At 69.4% G+C, this 18,325-nt stretch carries 17 protein-coding genes and 1 pseudogene; 11 read left to right on the forward strand and 7 right to left on the reverse strand.

The genetic code is table 11. The features are described 5' to 3' along the window. Positions 1–94: 94 nt before the first annotated feature. Positions 95–952 (reverse strand): AraC family transcriptional regulator, encoded by an 858-nt coding sequence (locus tag POR01S_RS12770; RefSeq protein ID WP_042136231.1) that lies wholly within the window; start codon positions 950–952, stop codon positions 95–97. 17 nt (positions 953–969) lie between these two features. Continuing rightward, entirely contained in the window at positions 970–1,569 is a 600-nt protein-coding gene (locus POR01S_RS12775; RefSeq protein ID WP_042136233.1) for a LysE family translocator, read from the reverse strand. Between the two features lie 144 nt (positions 1,570–1,713). On the opposite strand from POR01S_RS12775, the gene POR01S_RS12780 reads away from it, so the two are divergent. From POR01S_RS12780 to POR01S_RS12805, 6 genes are all read left to right on the forward strand, one after another. Then, entirely contained in the window at positions 1,714–2,748 is a 1,035-nt protein-coding gene (locus tag POR01S_RS12780; RefSeq protein ID WP_042136235.1) for a LacI family DNA-binding transcriptional regulator, read from the forward strand. A gap of 87 nt (positions 2,749–2,835) precedes the next feature. Continuing rightward, the gene (locus POR01S_RS12785) at positions 2,836–4,194 is read left to right on the forward strand and encodes an MFS transporter (protein WP_042136237.1); all 1,359 of its coding nucleotides are present in this window, start codon (positions 2,836–2,838) and stop codon (positions 4,192–4,194) included. A gap of 24 nt (positions 4,195–4,218) precedes the next feature. Beyond that, positions 4,219–5,370 (forward strand): L-talarate/galactarate dehydratase, encoded by a 1,152-nt coding sequence (locus POR01S_RS12790; RefSeq protein WP_042136239.1) that lies wholly within the window; start codon positions 4,219–4,221, stop codon positions 5,368–5,370. A 72-nt stretch (positions 5,371–5,442) separates the two neighbouring features. After that, positions 5,443–6,888, forward strand: coding sequence for a sensor histidine kinase (locus POR01S_RS12795; protein ID WP_042136241.1), 1,446 nt, complete (start codon positions 5,443–5,445; stop codon positions 6,886–6,888). Continuing rightward, complete coding sequence (locus tag POR01S_RS12800; RefSeq protein WP_027597166.1) at positions 6,873–8,210, forward strand: sigma-54-dependent transcriptional regulator; 1,338 nt, start codon at positions 6,873–6,875, stop codon at positions 8,208–8,210. The genes POR01S_RS12795 and POR01S_RS12800 overlap by 16 nt, the downstream gene beginning before the upstream one ends. A 296-nt stretch (positions 8,211–8,506) precedes the next feature. Beyond that, on the forward strand, positions 8,507–9,289 hold the full coding sequence (locus POR01S_RS12805; protein ID WP_042136243.1) for a hypothetical protein: 783 nt from the start codon (positions 8,507–8,509) through the stop codon (positions 9,287–9,289). Here POR01S_RS12805 and POR01S_RS12810 read toward each other — a convergent pair whose 3' ends face one another. Next, positions 9,290–10,510: a pyridoxal phosphate-dependent aminotransferase gene (locus POR01S_RS12810; RefSeq protein WP_042136246.1), complete on the reverse strand. Its 1,221-nt coding sequence runs from the start codon at positions 10,508–10,510 to the stop codon at positions 9,290–9,292. 160 nt (positions 10,511–10,670) lie between these two features. On the opposite strand from POR01S_RS12810, the gene zapE reads away from it, so the two are divergent. The 4 genes and pseudogenes from zapE (at position 10,671) to POR01S_RS12830 (ending at position 13,550) form a co-directional block, all read left to right on the forward strand. Further along, positions 10,671–11,771, forward strand: a complete 1,101-nt coding sequence (zapE, locus tag POR01S_RS12815) for a cell division protein ZapE (protein WP_042136249.1) — start codon at positions 10,671–10,673, stop codon at positions 11,769–11,771. Between the two features lie 100 nt (positions 11,772–11,871). After that, a complete protein-coding gene (locus POR01S_RS12820) occupies positions 11,872–12,735 on the forward strand; it encodes an MBL fold metallo-hydrolase (protein WP_027602500.1) in 864 nt (287 codons plus the stop codon). Positions 12,736–13,037: 302 nt separating this feature from the next. After that, positions 13,038–13,169 (forward strand): annotated as a pseudogene (locus tag POR01S_RS12825) (con-10 family general stress protein); the annotation flags it as partial. Positions 13,170–13,244: 75 nt separating this feature from the next. Then, the gene (locus POR01S_RS12830) at positions 13,245–13,550 is read left to right on the forward strand and encodes a con-10 family general stress protein (protein WP_027597172.1); all 306 of its coding nucleotides are present in this window, start codon (positions 13,245–13,247) and stop codon (positions 13,548–13,550) included. Positions 13,551–13,614: 64 nt separating this feature from the next. Here POR01S_RS12830 and POR01S_RS12835 read toward each other — a convergent pair whose 3' ends face one another. Both POR01S_RS12835 and POR01S_RS12840 read right to left on the reverse strand, forming a co-directional pair. Continuing rightward, positions 13,615–14,067: a DUF421 domain-containing protein gene (locus tag POR01S_RS12835; RefSeq protein WP_042136252.1), complete on the reverse strand. Its 453-nt coding sequence runs from the start codon at positions 14,065–14,067 to the stop codon at positions 13,615–13,617. Positions 14,068–14,076: 9 nt separating this feature from the next. Then, entirely contained in the window at positions 14,077–14,568 is a 492-nt protein-coding gene (locus POR01S_RS12840; RefSeq protein ID WP_042136254.1) for a hypothetical protein, read from the reverse strand. A 107-nt stretch (positions 14,569–14,675) separates the two neighbouring features. Between POR01S_RS12840 and POR01S_RS12845 the strand changes: the two genes are divergently transcribed. Continuing rightward, positions 14,676–15,125, forward strand: a complete 450-nt coding sequence (locus POR01S_RS12845) for a DMT family transporter (RefSeq protein ID WP_255211831.1) — start codon at positions 14,676–14,678, stop codon at positions 15,123–15,125. Here POR01S_RS12845 and POR01S_RS12850 read toward each other — a convergent pair. Both POR01S_RS12850 and POR01S_RS12855 read right to left on the reverse strand, forming a co-directional pair. Next, positions 15,122–17,614, reverse strand: coding sequence for a PepSY domain-containing protein (locus tag POR01S_RS12850; protein WP_052382664.1), 2,493 nt, complete (start codon positions 17,612–17,614; stop codon positions 15,122–15,124). The two genes, POR01S_RS12845 and POR01S_RS12850, sit on opposite strands and share 4 nt — an antisense overlap. Continuing rightward, positions 17,614–18,297 (reverse strand): Fe2+-dependent dioxygenase, encoded by a 684-nt coding sequence (locus POR01S_RS12855; RefSeq protein WP_027597177.1) that lies wholly within the window; start codon positions 18,295–18,297, stop codon positions 17,614–17,616. Before POR01S_RS12855 ends, POR01S_RS12850 begins: the two co-directional genes overlap by 1 nt. Positions 18,298–18,325 lie beyond the last annotated feature (28 nt).

Below are 18,325 nucleotides of genomic sequence, written 5' to 3' on the forward strand. Positions count from 1 at the left end.
CACAGGTTGACTGCCCTCGCCCGTGATCGTTTCGCTGGCGACGCTGCGGGAAGGGCGCATGCCGCTGTGTGCTACCGCACCAATCGCTGGGGCGCTAAGGGTCGGATACGCCAGCCAGCACAGTGGCGCCGGGTGCTCCCGCCAGCCCCCGAAACCAGCGCGCCGGCGCCACGCCGAAGGCCTGGCGGAAATGTTTCGTCATATGACTCTGGTCATAGAAGCCGGCGGCAACGGCCGCCTCGGCCAGCCCCCGACCGAGGCGCACCTGCAGCCGTACCTGGTCGAGACGGCGCAAGGTCAGGTAGCGATGGGGACTGGTGCCGAAGTAGGCACGGAAATCCCGGGTCAGACTCCAGCGATCCCGACCGGCGCAGCGGGCCAGGTCGTCGAGGGTGACCGCCTGGTCCAGATGATCCTCCAGGTATTCCCGCGCACGCAGCGCGGCGGCGAAGTCCACCCGTCCGCGACTGGGCCAGGCCTGGCAGACCTCGGCCAGGGTCGCGACCAGGCCATAGAGGGCGTCGTCGCGAGCCAGGACATCGGATTGCGCGTCGAGGGCGGCGAACACCGCCTCGGTGGCTCGGGCCAGGCGCGGGTCCCGGGAGACGCTCTCGCGGTGGAAGGGCAAGGGCCGTCCACCCAGGATGTCCTGCACCAGGGTCGGCGGCAGGTAGAGCATGCGATAGCGAAAGCCATCGGCAGCGCCGGCACGCCCGTCATGGACCTCGTCCGGATGCAGGATCATGGTCTCGCCGGGCAGGCTGTTGGTCCGGGCGCCGCGATAGGAAAAGCTCTGCACACCGGCCAGGGTACGGCCGATGGCATAGGTGGCATGGCGATGGGGGTCGAACGCATGGCCACTGAAGAAGGCCTCGATGGACTCCAGCTCGGCATGGGCCGGGGCGTGCCTCACCCAATCCGTGGCACCGGGCAATTCGATCTGGCTGCTCATGGCGACTCCTCCGGCGCTCAGCCTAGCAGACCGCGCCAGGCGTCGTGGAACAACAGCAGGGCACAGCCGACCAGACTCAGGCCCAGCAGCCGATTCACCGCGCGAAAGCCGCGTCCCCGCACCAGGTAGCGCCCGAGCAGCGCCCCGAGCAAAGCGTAGCTCGCCGGGGCGCCGCAGGCCGACAGCGCCAGCGGCAGCGACCAGAAGGCGATCTTGCCCCCGGTCACCTGGGCCGCCGGAAACATCACCGTGGCGATGGGCAGCACCGCCAGCCACGCCTTGGGATTGAGGCCCTGGATCAGCAGGCCGCTGGCAAAGGTCAGCCGCGTGGCGGCGCCCTCCCCCTCCGCCGTCGGCGGCGCGGCCCGGGCGATGCGATAACCGAGGTACAGGCAATAGCCACCGCCGAGGAGCGCCAGCCACGGCAGCAGCGCCCCCGAGACCACGACCGCCCCGGCATAGCCCAGCGCCAGAAAGAGCACCAGCATGGCGCAGCCCACCCCGGCATAGAACCCTAGCGACCGGCGGGCCTGGCCGCGCAAACCGGCATTGAGGCCCAGGGCGTTTACCGGGCCAGGGCTGTAGATGACGCTGAAGGCATAGAGGACGATTTCCAAGGGGCACCTGCCAGGCTTCGAGAAGGAAGCCCAGGCTAGCCAGCGCGCCCGGGGTCTGGCTTGTACGTATGTGGCTGGTCTGCCTTGAGAGTCATCGTATGACTCGGCAGAATCAGGCTTTCCTCTCCTGTCGCGGAGTCGCTCTTGTCCGGTGATCGCAACACCTCGCCCTGGCCTGGCCGCCCCGATGGCAAGCCGCCGACCCTCAAGGACGTGGCGCGCCTGGCTGGGGTCTCGCCGATCACGGTCTCGCGCACCCTCAACCAGCCGGAGATCGTCCGCCCGGCATTGCGTGAGAAAGTCTTTCGCGCGGTGCGCGAGAGCGGCTACCAGCCGGCCATGCTCACCACAGGCAGCGCGCCCCAGGAGAGTCGGCTGATCGCCATCCTGGTGCCCACCATCGTCAATTCCATCTTCGCCGACACCGTGCAGGCGCTCATGCAGACCCTGACCGAGGCCGGCCACCAGACCCTGCTGGGCCTGACCGACTATTCCACCGAACGCGAGGAGCAGCTGCTTGATGCCCTGTTGCGCCGCCGCCCCGATGCCATGGTGCTGACCGGCACCCTGCACACGGCCGCCAGCCGACTACGCCTGTCCCAGGCCGGCATTCCGCTGGTGGAGTGCTGGGACCAGGGCGAGCGGCCGCTCGACATGCTGGTGGGCTTTTCCCATGTCGCGGTAGGCCAGGCCGTCGCCCGGGCGCTGTTGGCGCGCGGCTATCGCCACTTCGCCAGCCTGACCCTGGACGATCCCCGCGGACGGCTGCGCCGCGATGCCTTACGCGACGAACTGGCCATCCAGGGCCTGGCCGCGCCAGCCGATGTCAGCCTGCCACCGCCGGCCACCCCGGCACTGGGTCGCCAGGGCCTGGCCCGCCTGCTCGACGTTGGCGCCTGCCCCGAGGTGGTGGTCTGCAGCTCCGATACCCTCGCCCACGGGGCGTTGGCCGAAGCCCATGCGCGCGGCCTGCGGGTCCCGGAGGAGCTGGCCGTGATGGGCTTCGGCAACCTGGCCAGCGCCGCCCATCTGATCCCGGCGCTGAGCACCGTGGACGTGCGCGGCGCCGAGATGGGCACCCAGGCCGCGGAGGCCCTGCTCGCCCGGCTGGCAGGCGCGGAGACACGGCTGCGACGGGATACCGGCTTCGAACTGGTCATGCGCGAGAGCACGCGCTGACGCTTGAATGATTGCGTAATCAGCTTAGCGTCCTCCTGCAGGTGCTGGCCTCGCCGCCGGCTTTGCCCGCTGAAAAGGACAATAACAATGCGCAACCCCACCGCTCCGTCGCGGCGGACCCACGTCCGCTATCTGGTCCTGGCGATGATTTTCCTGGTCACGGTATTCAACTACGTCGACCGCGCCACCCTCTCCATCGCCGCACCGGCCATGCGTCACGACCTCGGCTTCGACGCCGTGGCCATGGGTCTTGCCTTCTCGGCCTTTGGCTGGGCCTATACCGCCATGCAGATTCCCGGCGGCATCGTGCTCGATCGCTTCGGCTCGCGCCTGGTGCTGGGCGCCAGCCTGATTCTCTGGTCGGCGCTGACCTTCCTGCAGGGCTACGTCGAATTCTTCTCCTCGGCACTACTGGCTCTGTTCGTGCTGCGCTTTCTGATGGGGGTGGCGGAGTCGCCGGCCTTTCCGGCCAACAATCGCCTCACGGTGATGTGGTTCTCGCGCCAGGAGCGCGGCCTGGCCACCGCCATCTTCCAGTCGGCGCAGTATTTCGCCCTGGCGGTGTTCACGCCGCTGATGGTGATCCTGCTCAACCAGTTCGGCTGGGAGCACGTATTCTTCTGGACGGGCGGCGCCGGCATCCTCATCGGCCTGCTGTGGTTCGCCACCGTGCAGGAGCCCCGGCACGACAAAAGGGTCAGCCAGAGCGAGCTGGACCACATCGAGGCCGGCGGCGGTCTGCCCGACCTGGGCGACACCCGGGCGCCCTTCAGCTGGCGCACCTTCAAGGCCATCAGCGGCAATCGCATGATGCTGGGCATCTACCTGGGGCAGTTCTGCCTGACCACCATCACCTGGTTCTTCCTCACCTGGTTTCCCACCTACCTGGTCGAGGCCAAGGGCCTGACAATGCTCAAGGTCGGCCTGATCGCCGCCATCCCGCCGGTGGCCGGCTGCCTGGGCGGCGTTCTCGGCGGACTCTGGTCGGACGGCATGCTGCGCCGCGGCTACAGCCTCACCGCCGCGCGCAAGACGCCGATCATCGTCGGCCTGCTGCTCTCCAGCAGCATCGTGGTGGCCAACTACACCCAGTCCATCGCCCTGGTCACCCTGGTGATGTCCATCGCCTTCTTCGCCAAGGGCGTGGGCAACCTCGGCTGGTGCATCGTCGGCGACGTCTCGCCTAAGCGCGCCATGGGCGTGAGCGGGGCCATCTTCAACTTCTGCGGCAACATCGCCAGCATCGTCACCCCGCTGGCCATCGGCCTGATGATCAACCAGCTCGGCTCCTTCGACGTGGCCCTCACCTACGTCGCCGCCATGGGCCTGCTCGGCGCCTTCTCCTACCTGGTCATCGTCGGCCCGCTCAAGCGCCTGGACCTGGGCGAGCTCAACGACGAGCCATCCGCCACCACAGACACCGCCCTGCCTGCCACCCGCCCCTGATCCCTCACCCCGGAGACTTTCCCCATGACCGACACCTCCTACAGCGCCGACCAGGACCGCATCGCCTGGGTCCGTCTGGCTTCCGTGTTCCTGCCGCTGGCCACCCCCATCAGCGACGCCAAGGTGCTCACCGGCCGGCAGAAGCCGATGACCGAGATCGCCATCCTCTTCGTCGAGATCGAGACCCGCGACGGCCAGCGTGGCCTGGGCTTCAGCTATTCCAAGCGCGCCGGTGGCCCGGGCCAGTTCGCCCACGCCCGGGAAATCGCCCCGGTGCTGCTCGACGAGAATCCCAGCGACATCCAGAAACTCTGGACCAAGCTCTGCTGGGCCGGCGCCTCGGTGGGTCGCAGCGGCATCGCCACCCAGGCCATCGGCGCCTTCGACGTGGCCCTCTGGGACCTCAAGGCCCGTCGCGCCAACCTTTCCCTGGCGCGCCTGCTGGGCGCCCAGCGCGACTCGGTACGTTGCTACAACACCTCCGGCGGCTTCCTGCACACGCCACTGGAGCAGTTGCTGGTGAACACCGATCTTTCCCGGGAAAAAGGCATCGGCGGCATCAAGCTCAAGGTCGGCCAGCCCGACTGCGCCCTGGACCTTGAGCGCGTCGCCCGCGTGCGCCGCCACCTGGGCGAAAGCTTCCCGCTGATGGTCGACGCCAACCAGCAATGGGACCGACCCACCGCCCAGCGGATGTGCCGGCGCTTCGAGGAATTCAACCTGATCTGGATCGAGGAACCGCTGGACTGCTACGACGCCGAGGGCCACGCCGCCCTGGCCGCGGCCTTCGATACCCCCATCGCCACCGGCGAGATGCTCACCAGCATTGCCGAACACCAGGAATTCATTCGTCTGCGCGGTGCCGACTTCCTGATGCCCGACGCGCCAAGGGTGGGCGGTATCACGCCCTTCCTCAAGGTGGCTGCGCTGGCCGAGCAGGCCGGCGTGATGCTGGCGCCGCACTTCGCCATGGAATTGCATGTGCACCTGGCCGCCACCTACCCCACCGAGCCCTGGGTGGAACACTTCGAATGGCTGGAGCCGCTGTTCAACGAACGCCTGGAAACCCGTGACGGGCGGATGCTGGTGCCGACCCGCCCGGGCCTGGGGCTGTCGCTTAGCGACAGGGTCGCCGGCTGGACCGCGCAGGAAGCCGAATTCGGCCGGCGCGGCTGACACCCGCTCTGCGCCGCGAACTCCACACGGGTGTGGCACTCTATCCAGGCCAAGGCCTGGAAGAGAAAGCCCATGTTCGGATCGCTGCGCAGTCGTCTGATTGCCCTGCTGCTGATGCTCGGCGGCATGGCCGTCGGGGTCGGCTGGCTGATGATCCTGCTCTTGCGCCAGTCGGAAAGCGCCCAGCTCGGCCAGGCCACGGTGGAAGCCGAGCAGGCCTGCCAGGCCATCGCCAGCAGCTATCGCTTCTACAGCAATGGCTGGTCCGGCCCTACCGCGGGCCTCGCCGACCCGTCGCTGCAGCGCAGTCTCGGGGGCGTGGCCAGTGTCGCCCTGCTGCGCTATCGCGGCATGGCCGGCGGCCTCTGGCAGGAACAGGCGGGACTGCTGGCCGATGCCAGTCCCTTCCCCCTGACCGCCGCCGAACGCCAGCACCTGGCCGATCTCTCCGCCGCGACCCTGGCCGAGGCACGCAGCCTGAGCGACAGCTTCAGCGCGGACGGCGCCACGGTGCTGGTGGCCGCCTGCCCGCTGTCCGGGCCCATTGCCGATCTCGCCGCCTGGACCCTGACCCGCCTGACCTTCGCCGAGGGCAGCGGGCAGCGCCAGCTGAAACTGGGCCTGGGCCTGCTGCTGCTGGCCATGCTCGCCGCCACCCTGCTGCTCGGCCGACTCACCTGGCAGTGGTCGCGCCATGTCGCGCGGGTCGAGCGCGATCTGGGCGCCAATGCCAGCCATGACCTGCCCACCCTCGCCCTGACTGGCGAGCGCGAGCTGGACCGGGTGCTGGCGGCGCTCAACCAGGCCGGGCAGCGCCTGACCCAGGCCCGGGACGAGGCCCAGCGATTGACCACCCAGGTCCACGCCAGTGAACGGCTGGCCGCCCTCGGTCGGGTGGCCGCCGGGGTCGCCCACGAGATCCGCAACCCTCTGGCCGCCATGCGCCTCAAGGCCGAGAACGCCCTGGCCGGCGACAGCGGCCGGCAGCAGAAGGCGCTGGACGCCATCCTCACCCAGGTCACCCGGCTGGACCGCCTGCTGCGCCGCCTGCTCGACCTCACCCAGCCGCTGCACCTGCAACCCACTGTCATCGCGCTGCCGGCCTTTTGCCGCGAGGTGCTGGCCGGTCACGAAGACCAGGCCGCCCAGCGCGGCATCCGCCTGACCGCCCGGGTGGCCGTCGAAGAGGGCTGGTTCGATCGCGACGCCCTGGCCCGCGCCCTGGACAACCTGCTGCTCAACGCCCTCCAGGCCGCCCCGGCAGACAGCGAAATCCGTCTCGACGCCAGCCGGCGCGGCGACTGGCTGGTGCTGGCGGTGGAAGACGAAGGCCAGGGGCCACCCGCCGAGTTGCGCGCCCAGCTCTTCGAGCCCTTCGTCACCGGTCGCCCGGAGGGCACCGGCCTGGGCCTGGCCCTGGTCCGCGAGACCGCCCGCGCCCACGGCGGCGAGGCGCGACTGATCGATCCCTCCCTTCCCACGCGCTTCGAGATCCTCCTGCCATGCCAACCCTGCTGATCATCGATGACGACGCCGGTCTGCGCGACGCCCTGGCGGAAACCGCCGCGGACCAGGGCTACCGGGTGCTGCAGGCCGACGGGGGCGAAGCGGGCTTGCAGCTCCTGACGCAGGAGGCGGTGGACGCCGTGCTGCTCGACCTGCGCATGCCCGGGCTGGATGGCCTGGAGGTGCTGGCGCGCATCCGCGCCCTCCCCGAACCACCGGCGGTCACGGTGCTGACCGCCTTCGCCAGCGCCGGCAACACCATCGAGGCCATGCGCCTGGGCGCCTTCGACCACCTCACCAAGCCCATCGGCCGTGACGAGCTGATCCGGGTACTGGCCGGCATGACCGCCCAGCGCCGTCCGGCCAGTGCGCCACCGGCCGCGGTCGAGGGCCATACCCTGGTGGGCGGCAGCGACGCCCTGCGCCAGGTGCAGAAGACCATCGGCCGCCTGGTGGACAGCGAGGCCACGGTGCTGGTGACCGGCGAGACCGGCACCGGCAAGGAACTGGTGGCCCGGGCCATCCACGAGCATGGCAAGAGACGCGGGGCGCCCTTCGTGGCGGTCAATTGCGCGGCCATCCCGCCGGATCTGCTGGAAAGCGAACTCTTCGGCCATGTGCGCGGCGCCTTCAGCGGGGCCACCGCCAATCGCCTCGGTGCCTTTCGCGAAGCCCAGGGCGGCACCCTCTTTCTCGACGAGATCGGCGACATGCCGCTGCCGATGCAGGCCAAGATCCTGCGCGCCCTGCAGGAACGCGAGGTGACGCCGGTGGGTGGCGCGCCGGTGCGCCTGGACGTGCGCCTGGTGGCCGCCACCCACCGCGACCTGGCCCAGCGGGTCGCCAGCGGCGACTTCCGCGAGGACCTCTTCTATCGCCTGCACGTGGTACCCATCCACCTGCCGGCGCTGCGCGAGCGGCGGGCCGACATCCTGCCGCTGGCCGAACACTTCCTCGCCCCCAGCGGCCGCGTCCTGGCGGACGATGCCGCCGCCCTGCTCTTGCGCCACCCCTGGCCGGGCAACGTGCGCGAATTGCGCAACGCCATCCAGCGCGCCGCGACCCTGGCCCAGGGCGAACGCATCGTCGCCGCCGACCTGGCCTTTCTGCAGGGCGAGCCCCCGGATGCGGTCGCCATCGACGCCAGCTGGCCGGAGGAGACCCTGGCCGAAGCCACCGCGCGCCTGGAACGCCTGCTGATCGAGCGCGCCCTGCAGCGCAGCGGCGGCAATCGCGCCGAAGCGGCCCGCCGCCTGGGCATCCATCGCCAGCTGCTCTACACCAAGCTGAGTCGGCTGGGCCTGGGTGTCGGCGCAGACGACAGTCCCGCTTAGAGCCTATTCAAAGTCTCGCGAGCTAGAGACAAACAAGGCGAAAATGACTGAGGAAGCGGAGTTTACGAGTGGTAAATGAGCATTCCGAAGCCATTTTCAACGCCGTTTGGCCGACGCGCAGCAGACTTTGGACAGGCTCTTAGGCTGTCCGCTTTGCCGACAGGCCTGTCCGCCAGCCGGACGCAATGCCGGGCTCGGACGGTCTCAATAAATCGCAAGGTATTGATTTATATAGAAAATAAAAGCTGGCACAGGCCCTGCAATATCCTGATCGTCAACCACCGCAGGAGTCATCCATGCCTACCAAGACCCAAACCCTCGTGATCGGGACCTTCGCCCTGCTGTCCGTCAGCGGCCTCGTCCTGGCACAAACCGCACCCGCTGGCAGCGCCGCCTCCACCACCGCGGCCAGCGCCCAGATCCCTACCCAGCAGGGCCAGCTCAAGCAGTTCCTGCTCAATCCCCGCGGCGATATCGACGGCCTGATCCTGGCCGACGGCACCGAGGTCAACACCCCGCCGCACCTGTCCGAGCAACTGGCCGCCACCTTCAAGCCGGGTGACAGCATCAACGTCGCCGGTCTGCGCGCCGCCAGCCTGCCGCTGGTCCAGGCGGTGTCCCTGACCAACGTCCAGACCGGCAAGACGGTCACCGACGAAGGCCCCGATCGCGTGGGCGGTCGCCGTCCGCCGGCACCCCCGGCACCGGGCACCGAGCGCGATGGCGACAGCCTCCAGGGCCAGATCGTCCAGCTGCTGCACGGTCCCCGTGGCGACGTGAACGGCGCCCTGCTGCAGGACGGTACCGCCCTGCGCCTGCCGCCCCATGAAGCCCTGCGCCTGCAAGCGCTGCTCAAACCCGGCCAGACCGTAGCCGTCCGCGGCGAGCTGGTGGTCAATGCCCAGGGCCGTGCCTTCCGGGTCAGCGCCCTCGGCGCCGATGCCAACTCGCTGCAGACCCTGGATACCCCGCCGGCACCCCGCGGTCCCGGTCGTCTGCCGCCGCCCCCGCCCCCCGGCGTCCAGCCGGTCGCCCCGGGCGCTCAACCGCCGGCGCCCCCGGCACCGCCGGCCGGCTGATCAGGCCAGCAGCCGCCGGGTCGCTTCGGCGATCCGGCGGCAGGCTTCCTCCAGCACCTCGCGCGAGGTGGCGTAGGAAACCCGGAAGTAAGGCGCCAGGCCAAAGGCCGAGCCTGGCACCACCGCCACCCCGCCCTCGTCCATGAGGTAGCGGGCAAAGGCCGTATCGCTGTCGATCAGCTCCCCGCCCGGCGTTCGCCGACCCAAAACCCCCGCGCAACTGGCATAGACATAGAAGGCCCCCTCGGGCCGCCGCGCCGACAGGCCCGGCACCGCGTTCAGCGCGTCCACCACCAGATCCCGCCGCTGGCGAAACAGCTCGCAGCGCTCGCGCACGATGTCCTGCGGCCCATCCAGGGCGGCGATGGCCGCGGCCTGGCTGACCGAGCAGGGGCAGGAGGTCACCTGGCTCTGCACACTGGCCATGGCCTGGATCAGCGCCTTGGGTCCGCCGGCATAGCCCAGGCGCCAGCCGGTCATGGCATAGGCCTTGGAGACGCCGTTGATGGTCAGGGTCCGCTCGCGCAGCCGTGGCTCCAGGGCCGCCGGAGTGACGAAGCGAAAGCCGTCGTAGAGGATGTGCTCGTACATGTCGTCGACCATCAGCCAGACCTGCGGATGGCGCAGCAGCACCTCCAGCAGCGGGCGATAGTGTTCCTCGCCATAGGCCGCCCCGGAGGGGTTGGAGGGCGAGTTGAGCATCACCCAGCGGGTGCTCGGGGTGATGGCCGCATCCAGGGCCTCGGCGGTCAGGCGGAAGCCATCCTCCTCACGGCACGGCAGCACCACTGGCGTGCCGCCGAGGATGGTGACGATGTCGGCATAGGTCACCCAGAAGGGCGCGGGGATGATCACCTCGTCGCCCGGGTCCAGGGTCGCCATCATGGCGTTGAAGATCACCTGCTTGGCCCCGGCCGAGGCGGTCACCTCGTCCTGGGCGAACACCAGGTCGTTCTCCCGAGCGAACTTGCGGCGGATGGCCTCCTTGAGCGCCGGGCTGCCGTCGAGCACCGTGTACTTGGTCTGGCCGGCGCGAATGGCCTGGATCGCCGCTTCCTTGATGTGCTCCGGGGTATCGAAGTCCGGCTCGCCCGCACCCAGCACCAGCAGATCGGCGCCCTGGCGGCGCAGGGCATTGGCGCGCTCGGTGATCTTGAGGATCTCGGAGACGCCCACGGAGGCGAGGCAGTGGGCGAGGTGCAGGGTCGAATCGGCGGCCATGACAGGGCTCCAGGCAGGACGAAAAGAGGTGCCGGAAGCGTCCGGCAGGGATCGTCTCGCACTATCGAACCGCGGCCGCTTGCCTTCAAACGCTATAAAGGACTCACGTCATTCCGCCGGGGCATGGTCTGGCGTCAACACGGAGGCTAGAGTGGCGACCATGACCACCGCACCCTCCCCCCTCGCCGCCTACCACCACGCCCTGGCCCAGGGCGAACGCCTGCCCGATGCCGCCCAGGAGGTCGCTGTCCTGCGGCTGGAAGCCTGCCATGCGGCGCTGCTGGCGGGCCGGCCGACGCGCGGTCTCTATCTCTGGGGGCCGGTCGGCCGTGGCAAGACCTGGCTGCTGGATCTGTTCCACGCCAGCTTGCCGGTGCCCGCCCGCCGCCAGCACTTCCACCACTTCATGCGCTGGGTGCACCAGCGTCAGTTCCAGCTCGCCGGCACTCGCGATCCCCTGCAGGTGCTGGCCCGGGAGCTGGCCGCCGAGGTGCGGGTGCTGTGCTTCGACGAACTCTTCGTCAGCGACATCGGCGACGCCATCCTGGTGGGCGGCCTGCTGCGCGCCCTGCTGGACCAGGGTCTGGTGCTGGTGGTCACCTCCAACCAGCCGCCCGGGCAGCTCTATGCCGGCGGCTTCAATCGCGAGCGCCTGCTGCCCGCCATCGCCGCTCTGCAGGCACACCTGGACGTGCTGGAGGTGGACGGCGGCCAGGACCACCGCCTGCACCAAGGCCAAGCCGAACCGCGCTTCTGGGTGGACGATCCCACCGCCCTCGCCACGACCTTTGCCCGCCTCACCGCGGGAGAAGCCGTGACGACCGCGCCCCTGATCCTCGGCGAGCGCCCGCTGCCCGTGGTGCAGCGGGCGTCCAGCGCGATCTGGCTGGATTTCGCCGTGCTCTGCCAGGGCGCCTGGGCCACCACCGACTACATGGATCTCTGCACCCGTTTCCCCGCCCTGTTGCTGAGCGGCATGCCCTGCCTGTCCGGCGATCCCCGTGCGGGCCGGATCGCCCGCGGCACCGAAGACGGCGCGACGCGGGTCCTGGCCGGCGACCGCGAACTGCCCCGCCTGGCGCCCCAGGACGACGCCGTGCGCCGCTTCATCGCCCTGGTCGACGAAGCCTACGACCGCCGCCGCCCGCTCTACCTGGAGGCCGCCGTGCCCCTGGATCAGCTGTACACCCGCGGCTTTCTGGAATTCCCCTTCCGCCGCACCCTGAGTCGCTTGAAGGAGATGCAGCAGGCGCGGTACTAGGCCTAGCACGGCAATCGGGCGCTGCGGCGACGAGGCACGCCGCGGAGCGGCGGAGCCCCGTGGTAAGGTGGGACATCCCACAGCTTGACGAGGCCCGGTCATGACTCCGCGCATCGAACCCTTCTTCGACGCCACCACGTCCACCTTCACCTATGTGATCTACGAAGCCCCCGGCAGTCGCTGCGCCATCGTCGACTCGGTGCTGGACTACGATCCGCATTCGGGCCGCACCGCCACCCTTTCGGCGGATCGCGTCGCCCGCTTCGTGCGCGATCAGGGGCTGACCGTGGAGTGGCTGCTGGAGACCCATGCCCACGCCGACCACCTCTCCGCCGCGCCCTATCTGCGGCGGCAGTTGGGCGGGCGCATCGCCATCGGCGAGGGCATCCGCAGGGTCCAAGGCGCCTTCAAGGACGTCTTCAACCTGGAGCCGGAATTCCGCCTCGACGGCTCCCAGTTCGATCACCTGTTCCAGCCCGACGAGGTCTTCCATATCGGCGCCCTGACCGCCCGCGCCCTGCACGTGCCGGGCCACACTCCGGCCGACATGGCCTACCAGGTGGAAGAGGAGCATGTCTTCGTCGGCGACACCCTGTTCATGCCCGATGTCGGCTCGGCGCGCTGCGACTTCCCCGGCGGCAGCGCTCGCGACCTCTATCGTTCGATCCGCCGGCTGCTGACCCTGCCCGAGGCCACGCGCCTCTATCTGTGCCACGACTATCCGCCCGCCGGCCGCGAAGCGCGCCACGAGACCACCGTGGGTGAAGAGCGCGCCCTCAACGTGCATGTCCGCGATGGCGTGGACGAGGATGCCTTCGTCGCCCTGCGCACCCGCCGTGATGCCACCCTGTCCATGCCAACGCTGATCCTGCCGGCGATTCAGGTAAACATCCGCGCCGGCACCCTGCCGCCCGCCGAGGCCAATGGCCGCCGTTACCTGAAGATTCCCATCGACGGTTTCTAGATCCGCCACCACCCGTCGTACAAGGTAAGAGCCACAGGTATTGGACGCAGCGGCGCCGCTGCGTCCAGGCTTTTTCACTTCGCACAGCGTCTCTGCTCCGTCCAACCCAGCGGCGAGGTTGGACAGCGCCTCGGCCGAATTTAGATACAGACCTGGTAGTGGCCCATGGCCTGCGACCACCCATCCCCTGGCCGGGAAACCTCGCCGCGTCCGCTCCTCAATACCAGGGCAGGCAATGTGTTCTGCACTACATTCCCAAAAGAGGTAGAGCGACCATGACCACCAAGAATTCGAACTCCAATCCCGGCAACTTCGCCAATGATCGCGAGAAGGCTGCCGAGGCCGGGCGCAAGGGCGGCCAGAACAGCGGGGGCAACTTTGCCAACGATCGCGAGAAAGCCTCCGAAGCCGGACGCAAGGGTGGTAGCCGCTAGGCGCTTCCCTCCTTGTAGCGGAGCCACGTCCGGGTGGACCCGGCTCCTTCGTCCCACGATCAAGAGGAATTCACGATGAGCACCAACAACTCCAATCCCGGCAACTTCGCCAACGATCGCGAAAAGGCCGCCGAAGCCGGCAGCAAAGGTGGGCAGAACAGCGGGGGCAACTTCGCCAACGATCCGGAGCGCGCCGCCGAAGCCGGCCGCAAGGGCGGCGAGAACAGCGGCGGCAACTTCGCCAATGACCCCGAGCGCGCCGCCGAAGCCGGGCGCAAGGGCGGTGAGAACAGTGGCGGCAACTTCGCCAATGACCGCGAGAAGGCGTCCGAGGCCGGCCGCAAGGGCGGTCAGAACAGCGGCGGTGGCGGCCAGCAGTAATCCGGCCTGATCCAGGCCATGACGAAGGGCAGGCTCATCCTGCCCTTCCTGCTTTCACGTCCGTTCACTTTTCTCCCAGCTCGGGTATCACCGAGATCTGGCCGTTCTTTTCCAGCACCGCGAAGCGGATCTGCTCCAGCCGTTCCAGCCCCTGACTCTGCCGCGCCGCCTCGAGGATGTCTTCCTCGGTGAGGCGGGCCTTGCGCAGTCGCTCCGTCAGCGGCTTGCCGTACTCCACCACGATCAGCGGCACCCCGTCGAGAAAGCGCCCGACCCGGGGCGAACGTTCCTTGAACAGCGACAGCAGGATGTCGATCAGCACCAGGGTGGCGATCACCACGAAGGCATTGATCACCGAAAAATCATCCCCCAGCAGCGCCTGCTGGGTCGCCTCGCCGATCACCAGCAGCAGGACGAAATCGAAGGTGGTGATCTCCGACAGCGCCCGCCGTCCGGTGATGCGAAACAGCACCAGCAGAAAGGCGTAGAGGGCGGCGGCGCGCAGGACGGATTCCATGGCAATTCCCTAGGGATAGATGAAGGCGGAGAGTGCCAGCGGTGGCTGGCCGGGTCGCAGAATGCGCCAGTCGACGGTGCCCAGGCGGTCCGGGCGCAAGGCGAGGTGCAGTCGACTCGACCCCGTTCCCGGCGCCAGATCGAGCCAGAGCACCCCGTCGCTGCTGGTCATGCGCAGCGGCTGGGGATAGAGGGCTTCCACCGTCCAGTCGGCCACCAGGCGTTCATCCAGGCCGATGCGGTCGAGGCCGGGTGCCAGTTCCAGAGTCAGGGTCGCCGGCGCACCCCGGCGCTGGAAGCGCTCGTACTCGACCCGGAGCTGGCCGTCCGCGCTGACCCGGGTCGCCGTGGCCCAGGGCCCGCCGCTGGCGAACAGGCCGGCCAGGGCCAGGGCGACGAACAGGCCCAGCAGCACCCAGCCCAGCCGCTCGCAGCGCCAGATCCAGCGTTGCAGGCCCGGCTCCTCGCGGATCGGCAGAGGCTTTTCCACCCGTGGCGTCATGGCGGTCGCTCCGGAATTCGATAGAGCTTGGAGCCCGACCGGAGGTCGCCGGTTCGACCGCTTCGCCCACCCACTGGGGCATACTGCGCCCCCTTTTTCCTGGAGTCCTGTCGATGCCCGTCTGGTGGCTGCTCGTCCTGCCCTTCATCGCCGGTGCCTGCCTGCCGCTGCAGGCCGGCATCAACGGTCAACTCGCCCGGCACCTCGGCAGCGTCTTCGCCGCGGCGTCCATTTCCTTCATGGTCGGTCTCGTCGCCCTGCTGGGCCTGACCCTCTGGCAGCGTGGTGTCCCTACCCTGGGTGTCCTGCGCGACCTGCACTGGTGGCACTGGTGCGGCGGCCTGCTGGGCATGTTCTTTATCGCCATGGCCGCCTTCGCCGGTCCGCGCATCGGCGCCACCCTGTTCATGGCGCTGGTGATCGCCGGACAGCTGGCCATGTCGCTGAGCCTGGATCACTTCGGCTGGGCCGGCTTTCGCCAGGACCCGGTCACCCTCGGCAAGCTGGCCGGCGTGGCGCTGATCGGTGCCGGCGTCTGGTGCATCGCCCGGGCCTAGGTCTTGTAGAGATCGCGACGGTAGCGTTCTTCGTCGATCAGCCGCTGGACCTCGGCCTCGCCGAGCAGCGCCGCCAGGGTCGCCTGGACACTGCGCCCCAGGCCCGGCAGGCTGCCGCAGACCATGATCACGGCATCCGCCGCCAGCCAGTCCAGCAGTAACTGCCGTTGCGCTCGCAGGCGGTCCTGCACATAGCCGTCGCCGTCCCGCGAGAACACCCGGTCCAGCCGTTCCAGTTCACCCCGCGCCTGCCAGGCATCCAGCTCCGCCCCATAGAAATCGTCGTGGGCCGCCGTGCGTTCGCCGAACAGCAGCCAGTTGCGCCGGTACCCGGCGGCGATACGGGCAGCCAACAGCGGGCGCACCCCGGCCAGACCAGTACCGGCAGCGATCAGGATCAGCGGGCGCGGGTCCAGCGGCGGTCTGAAGCCCGGATGGGCGCGGAGCCGCGCCTGCACCGCATCGCCCGGCCTCAGCCCTGAGGTCAGCCAGCCGGAGGCGATGCCCAGGCGACCGTCCGCCTTGCGCTGCTGGCGCACCAGCAATCGCAGCGCACCTTCGTCGGGCAGCGAGGCGATGGAGTACTGGCGCACGGCGAGTGGCACCAGAGCGTCGAGCAGCGCCTGGGCGCCCAGGCCCGCCAGCGCGGCCTGGTCTTTCGGCAACAGGCGGGTGTCCAGGGCCGCGGCGAGGGTCTGGCTGACGCCGTCGCCCACCACCACGCTGTCCGCGGCCAGCCCCAGGGGCGACAACCAGGCCGCCACGCGCTCGGCGCCCTGGCGCGGCGCAATTTCGAGGATATCGCCGGGTGCCCAAATGCTCTCGGGCGGCGGCAACAGCTGCAGCTCGAAGACGGCTCCACCGGGGCTGCCGGCATTGAGCGGCTGCACCGCTAGCAGCGGCCAGGCCCGCAGTGGCCGTTCGACCGTTGGCTCGATGGCCACGGCGCCCAAGGCCTCGAGTCGACCCTGCCAGAGCGCGAGCGCCCGAGCGTCGCCATTGTCCACCTCCACCGGGGCGAACAGCGGCCGCGCGCCCTGCCCGGCGAGCCAGGCATCCAGCCGCCGGGCGAAGGCGCAATAGGCCGGATAGCGGCGGTCGCCCAGGGCCAGCACCCCGAAGTTCAGATTCGGCAGCGCGTTCTGGGTCAGCATCCGTCGTTCGAAGCCACGGGCGCCGTCCGGTGCCTCGCCATCGCCTTGGGTGGCGACGACGAACAGCGCCTGGGTGGCCTGCTGCAGGCGCTCGACCGAGAGTCGTCCGAGCGCGATCACCTCGGCGCTGAGGCCCGCCGCCTGCAACTGGCCGGCAGCCTGCCAGGCCAGTGCCTCGCCCTGGCCGCTCTGGCTGGCATAGCCGATCAGCCAGTCGGCGGCGCCCGGCGTGGCCGGCAGCAGGCCGCGCCGGGCCTGGTGCGCCTGGCGACGCTTGCGGCGGCGGTCCAGATAGAGCCAGAGGCCGGTCACCACGAACAGCGGCATGGCCAGGCTGGCGAGCGCCAGGGCCACCCGTCCGGCCAGACCGAAATACTCGCCCGAATGCAGCGCATAGACACTGAGCAGCAGCCGAGCGCCGAGCGGCTGTTCGCTATAGCGGCGGTGATCGAGCACCCGTCCCGCACCATCGAAGACGATCCGATTGAGGGCACGGACATGCTCGGCCTCGTCGGGCAGGTACCAGAGGGTCGGCTGACTGACCTTGCGCGCCGGATTGGGCAGCAGCAGGCCATAGCCCTCGACCTGTCCGCCGGTTTCCTGCCGAAAGCTCTGCCAGAGCGCATCCAAATCCACGTCCTGGCGCGCCACCACGCCACTGATCCGGGGTTCCGGCGCCGCCCCCAGCAATCGCTCGCTGGCCTGGCGATACCAGTCATAGGACCAGTACAGACCGGTCATGGCCGCCAGCAGATAGAGCAGCAGGCACCAGGTGCCCGCCACGGCGTGCAGGTCCCAGTGGAAACTCCGCCCCCGACGCGCCCAGTCGAGGGTCAGCCAGGTGCGCCAGCGCCCTGCCTGGCGCGGCCAGCGCAGGTAGAGGCCGGACAGGCAGAGCACCAGCAGGATCAGGGTGGCGGCCCCGGTCAGGGCCTTGCCTACCGGCCCCAGGGCCAGGGAGCGGTGCAGGTCCAGGACCAGGCGAAAGAATCCCTGGCCGCGCGGCGCCTTCAGCACCTCGCCGGTGTAGCGATCGAACAGCAGCACCTCGCCACGGCCCTGGCCGCTCGCCGGCGCCAGGCCGAGCAGGCCGTAGCCCTCCCCCGCCATGCTGGAGACGAAGCCTAATTCCTGACCCGGAGCGAGCAGACGCTGCCGCACTTCCGGCAGTGTCAGCGGGCGCCGGTCCGGCGTCGCGGCGGTCGGCGGCGGATTGAGCAGCTCCAGCAACTCCAGCTGAAAGCTGTAGAGCGCCCCTGTCACCCCCAGCACCACCAGCACCAGCCCCGCCACCAGCCCGAGCAGGCTGTGCAGCTGGAACAGACCCCCGCGGATCAGGGCTGGGCCCACAGCCGCAGGAGGTTGTGATAGACGCCGGTCAGCTGCAGGCAGGCCTCGTGGCCCTGCCCCAGCTCGGCCGCCGCCCGCTGGATACCCTGGTCGAGTTCGAACAGCTGGCCGCGCTGGCCGGCGTCGCGCACCAGGCTCTGGATCCAGAAGAAGGAACACAGCCGGGTACCGCGGGTGACCGGCAGCACCCGGTGCAGGCTGCTGGCCGGATAGAGGATCAGATCGCCCGCCGCCAGCTTGACGCTGTGGGCGCCATAGGTGTCTTCCACCACCAGCTCGCCGCCGTCGTATTCGTCCGGCTCGCAAAAGAACAGCGTGGCCGACAGATCGGTGCGCAGGTAGCCGCTGCCATCCGGTAGCGGCCGCAGGGCATTGTCCACGTGCAGGCCAAAGGACTGGCCGCCCTGGTAGCGATTGAACAGCGGCGGAAACACCCGTGCCGGCAGCGCCGCGGCGACGAACAGCGGATGCCGTGCCAGCGCCTGCTGGATCAGCTCGCCCACCGCGCGCGCCGCCGGCTCGTCCGCCGGCAGCTGCAGATTGTCCTTGGCCATGGCCGACTGGAAACCGGCCGTGTGCCGGCCATCGGCCCAGGCGGCCGCCTCCAGCCGCTCCCGGCATTCCCTTACCTGCTCAGGCGTCAGCACGCCCGGAACGCTGATCATCATGGTGATTCCCCTCTAACGCCGAAAGCCC

Origin of the sequence: Pseudomonas oryzihabitans NBRC 102199 (assembly GCF_000730625.1) — a bacterium.
Classification (GTDB): Bacteria; Pseudomonadota; Gammaproteobacteria; order Pseudomonadales; family Pseudomonadaceae; genus Chryseomonas; species Chryseomonas oryzihabitans.

Coding starts and splice junctions, on each gene's coding strand:
- POR01S_RS12770 (WP_042136231.1), bottom strand. CDS start 952: ATGAGCAGCCAGATCGAATTGCCCGGTGCCACGGATTGGGTGAGGCAC.
- POR01S_RS12785 (WP_042136237.1), top strand. CDS start 2,836: ATGCGCAACCCCACCGCTCCGTCGCGGCGGACCCACGTCCGCTATCTG.
- POR01S_RS12790 (WP_042136239.1), top strand. CDS start 4,219: ATGACCGACACCTCCTACAGCGCCGACCAGGACCGCATCGCCTGGGTC.
- POR01S_RS12795 (WP_042136241.1), top strand. CDS start 5,443: ATGTTCGGATCGCTGCGCAGTCGTCTGATTGCCCTGCTGCTGATGCTC.
- POR01S_RS12800 (WP_027597166.1), top strand. CDS start 6,873: ATGCCAACCCTGCTGATCATCGATGACGACGCCGGTCTGCGCGACGCC.
- POR01S_RS12805 (WP_042136243.1), top strand. CDS start 8,507: ATGCCTACCAAGACCCAAACCCTCGTGATCGGGACCTTCGCCCTGCTG.
- POR01S_RS12810 (WP_042136246.1), bottom strand. CDS start 10,510: ATGGCCGCCGATTCGACCCTGCACCTCGCCCACTGCCTCGCCTCCGTG.
- zapE (WP_042136249.1), top strand. CDS start 10,671: ATGACCACCGCACCCTCCCCCCTCGCCGCCTACCACCACGCCCTGGCC.
- POR01S_RS12820 (WP_027602500.1), top strand. CDS start 11,872: ATGACTCCGCGCATCGAACCCTTCTTCGACGCCACCACGTCCACCTTC.
- POR01S_RS12830 (WP_027597172.1), top strand. CDS start 13,245: ATGAGCACCAACAACTCCAATCCCGGCAACTTCGCCAACGATCGCGAA.
- POR01S_RS12835 (WP_042136252.1), bottom strand. CDS start 14,067: ATGGAATCCGTCCTGCGCGCCGCCGCCCTCTACGCCTTTCTGCTGGTG.
- POR01S_RS12840 (WP_042136254.1), bottom strand. CDS start 14,568: ATGACGCCACGGGTGGAAAAGCCTCTGCCGATCCGCGAGGAGCCGGGC.
- POR01S_RS12855 (WP_027597177.1), bottom strand. CDS start 18,297: ATGATGATCAGCGTTCCGGGCGTGCTGACGCCTGAGCAGGTAAGGGAA.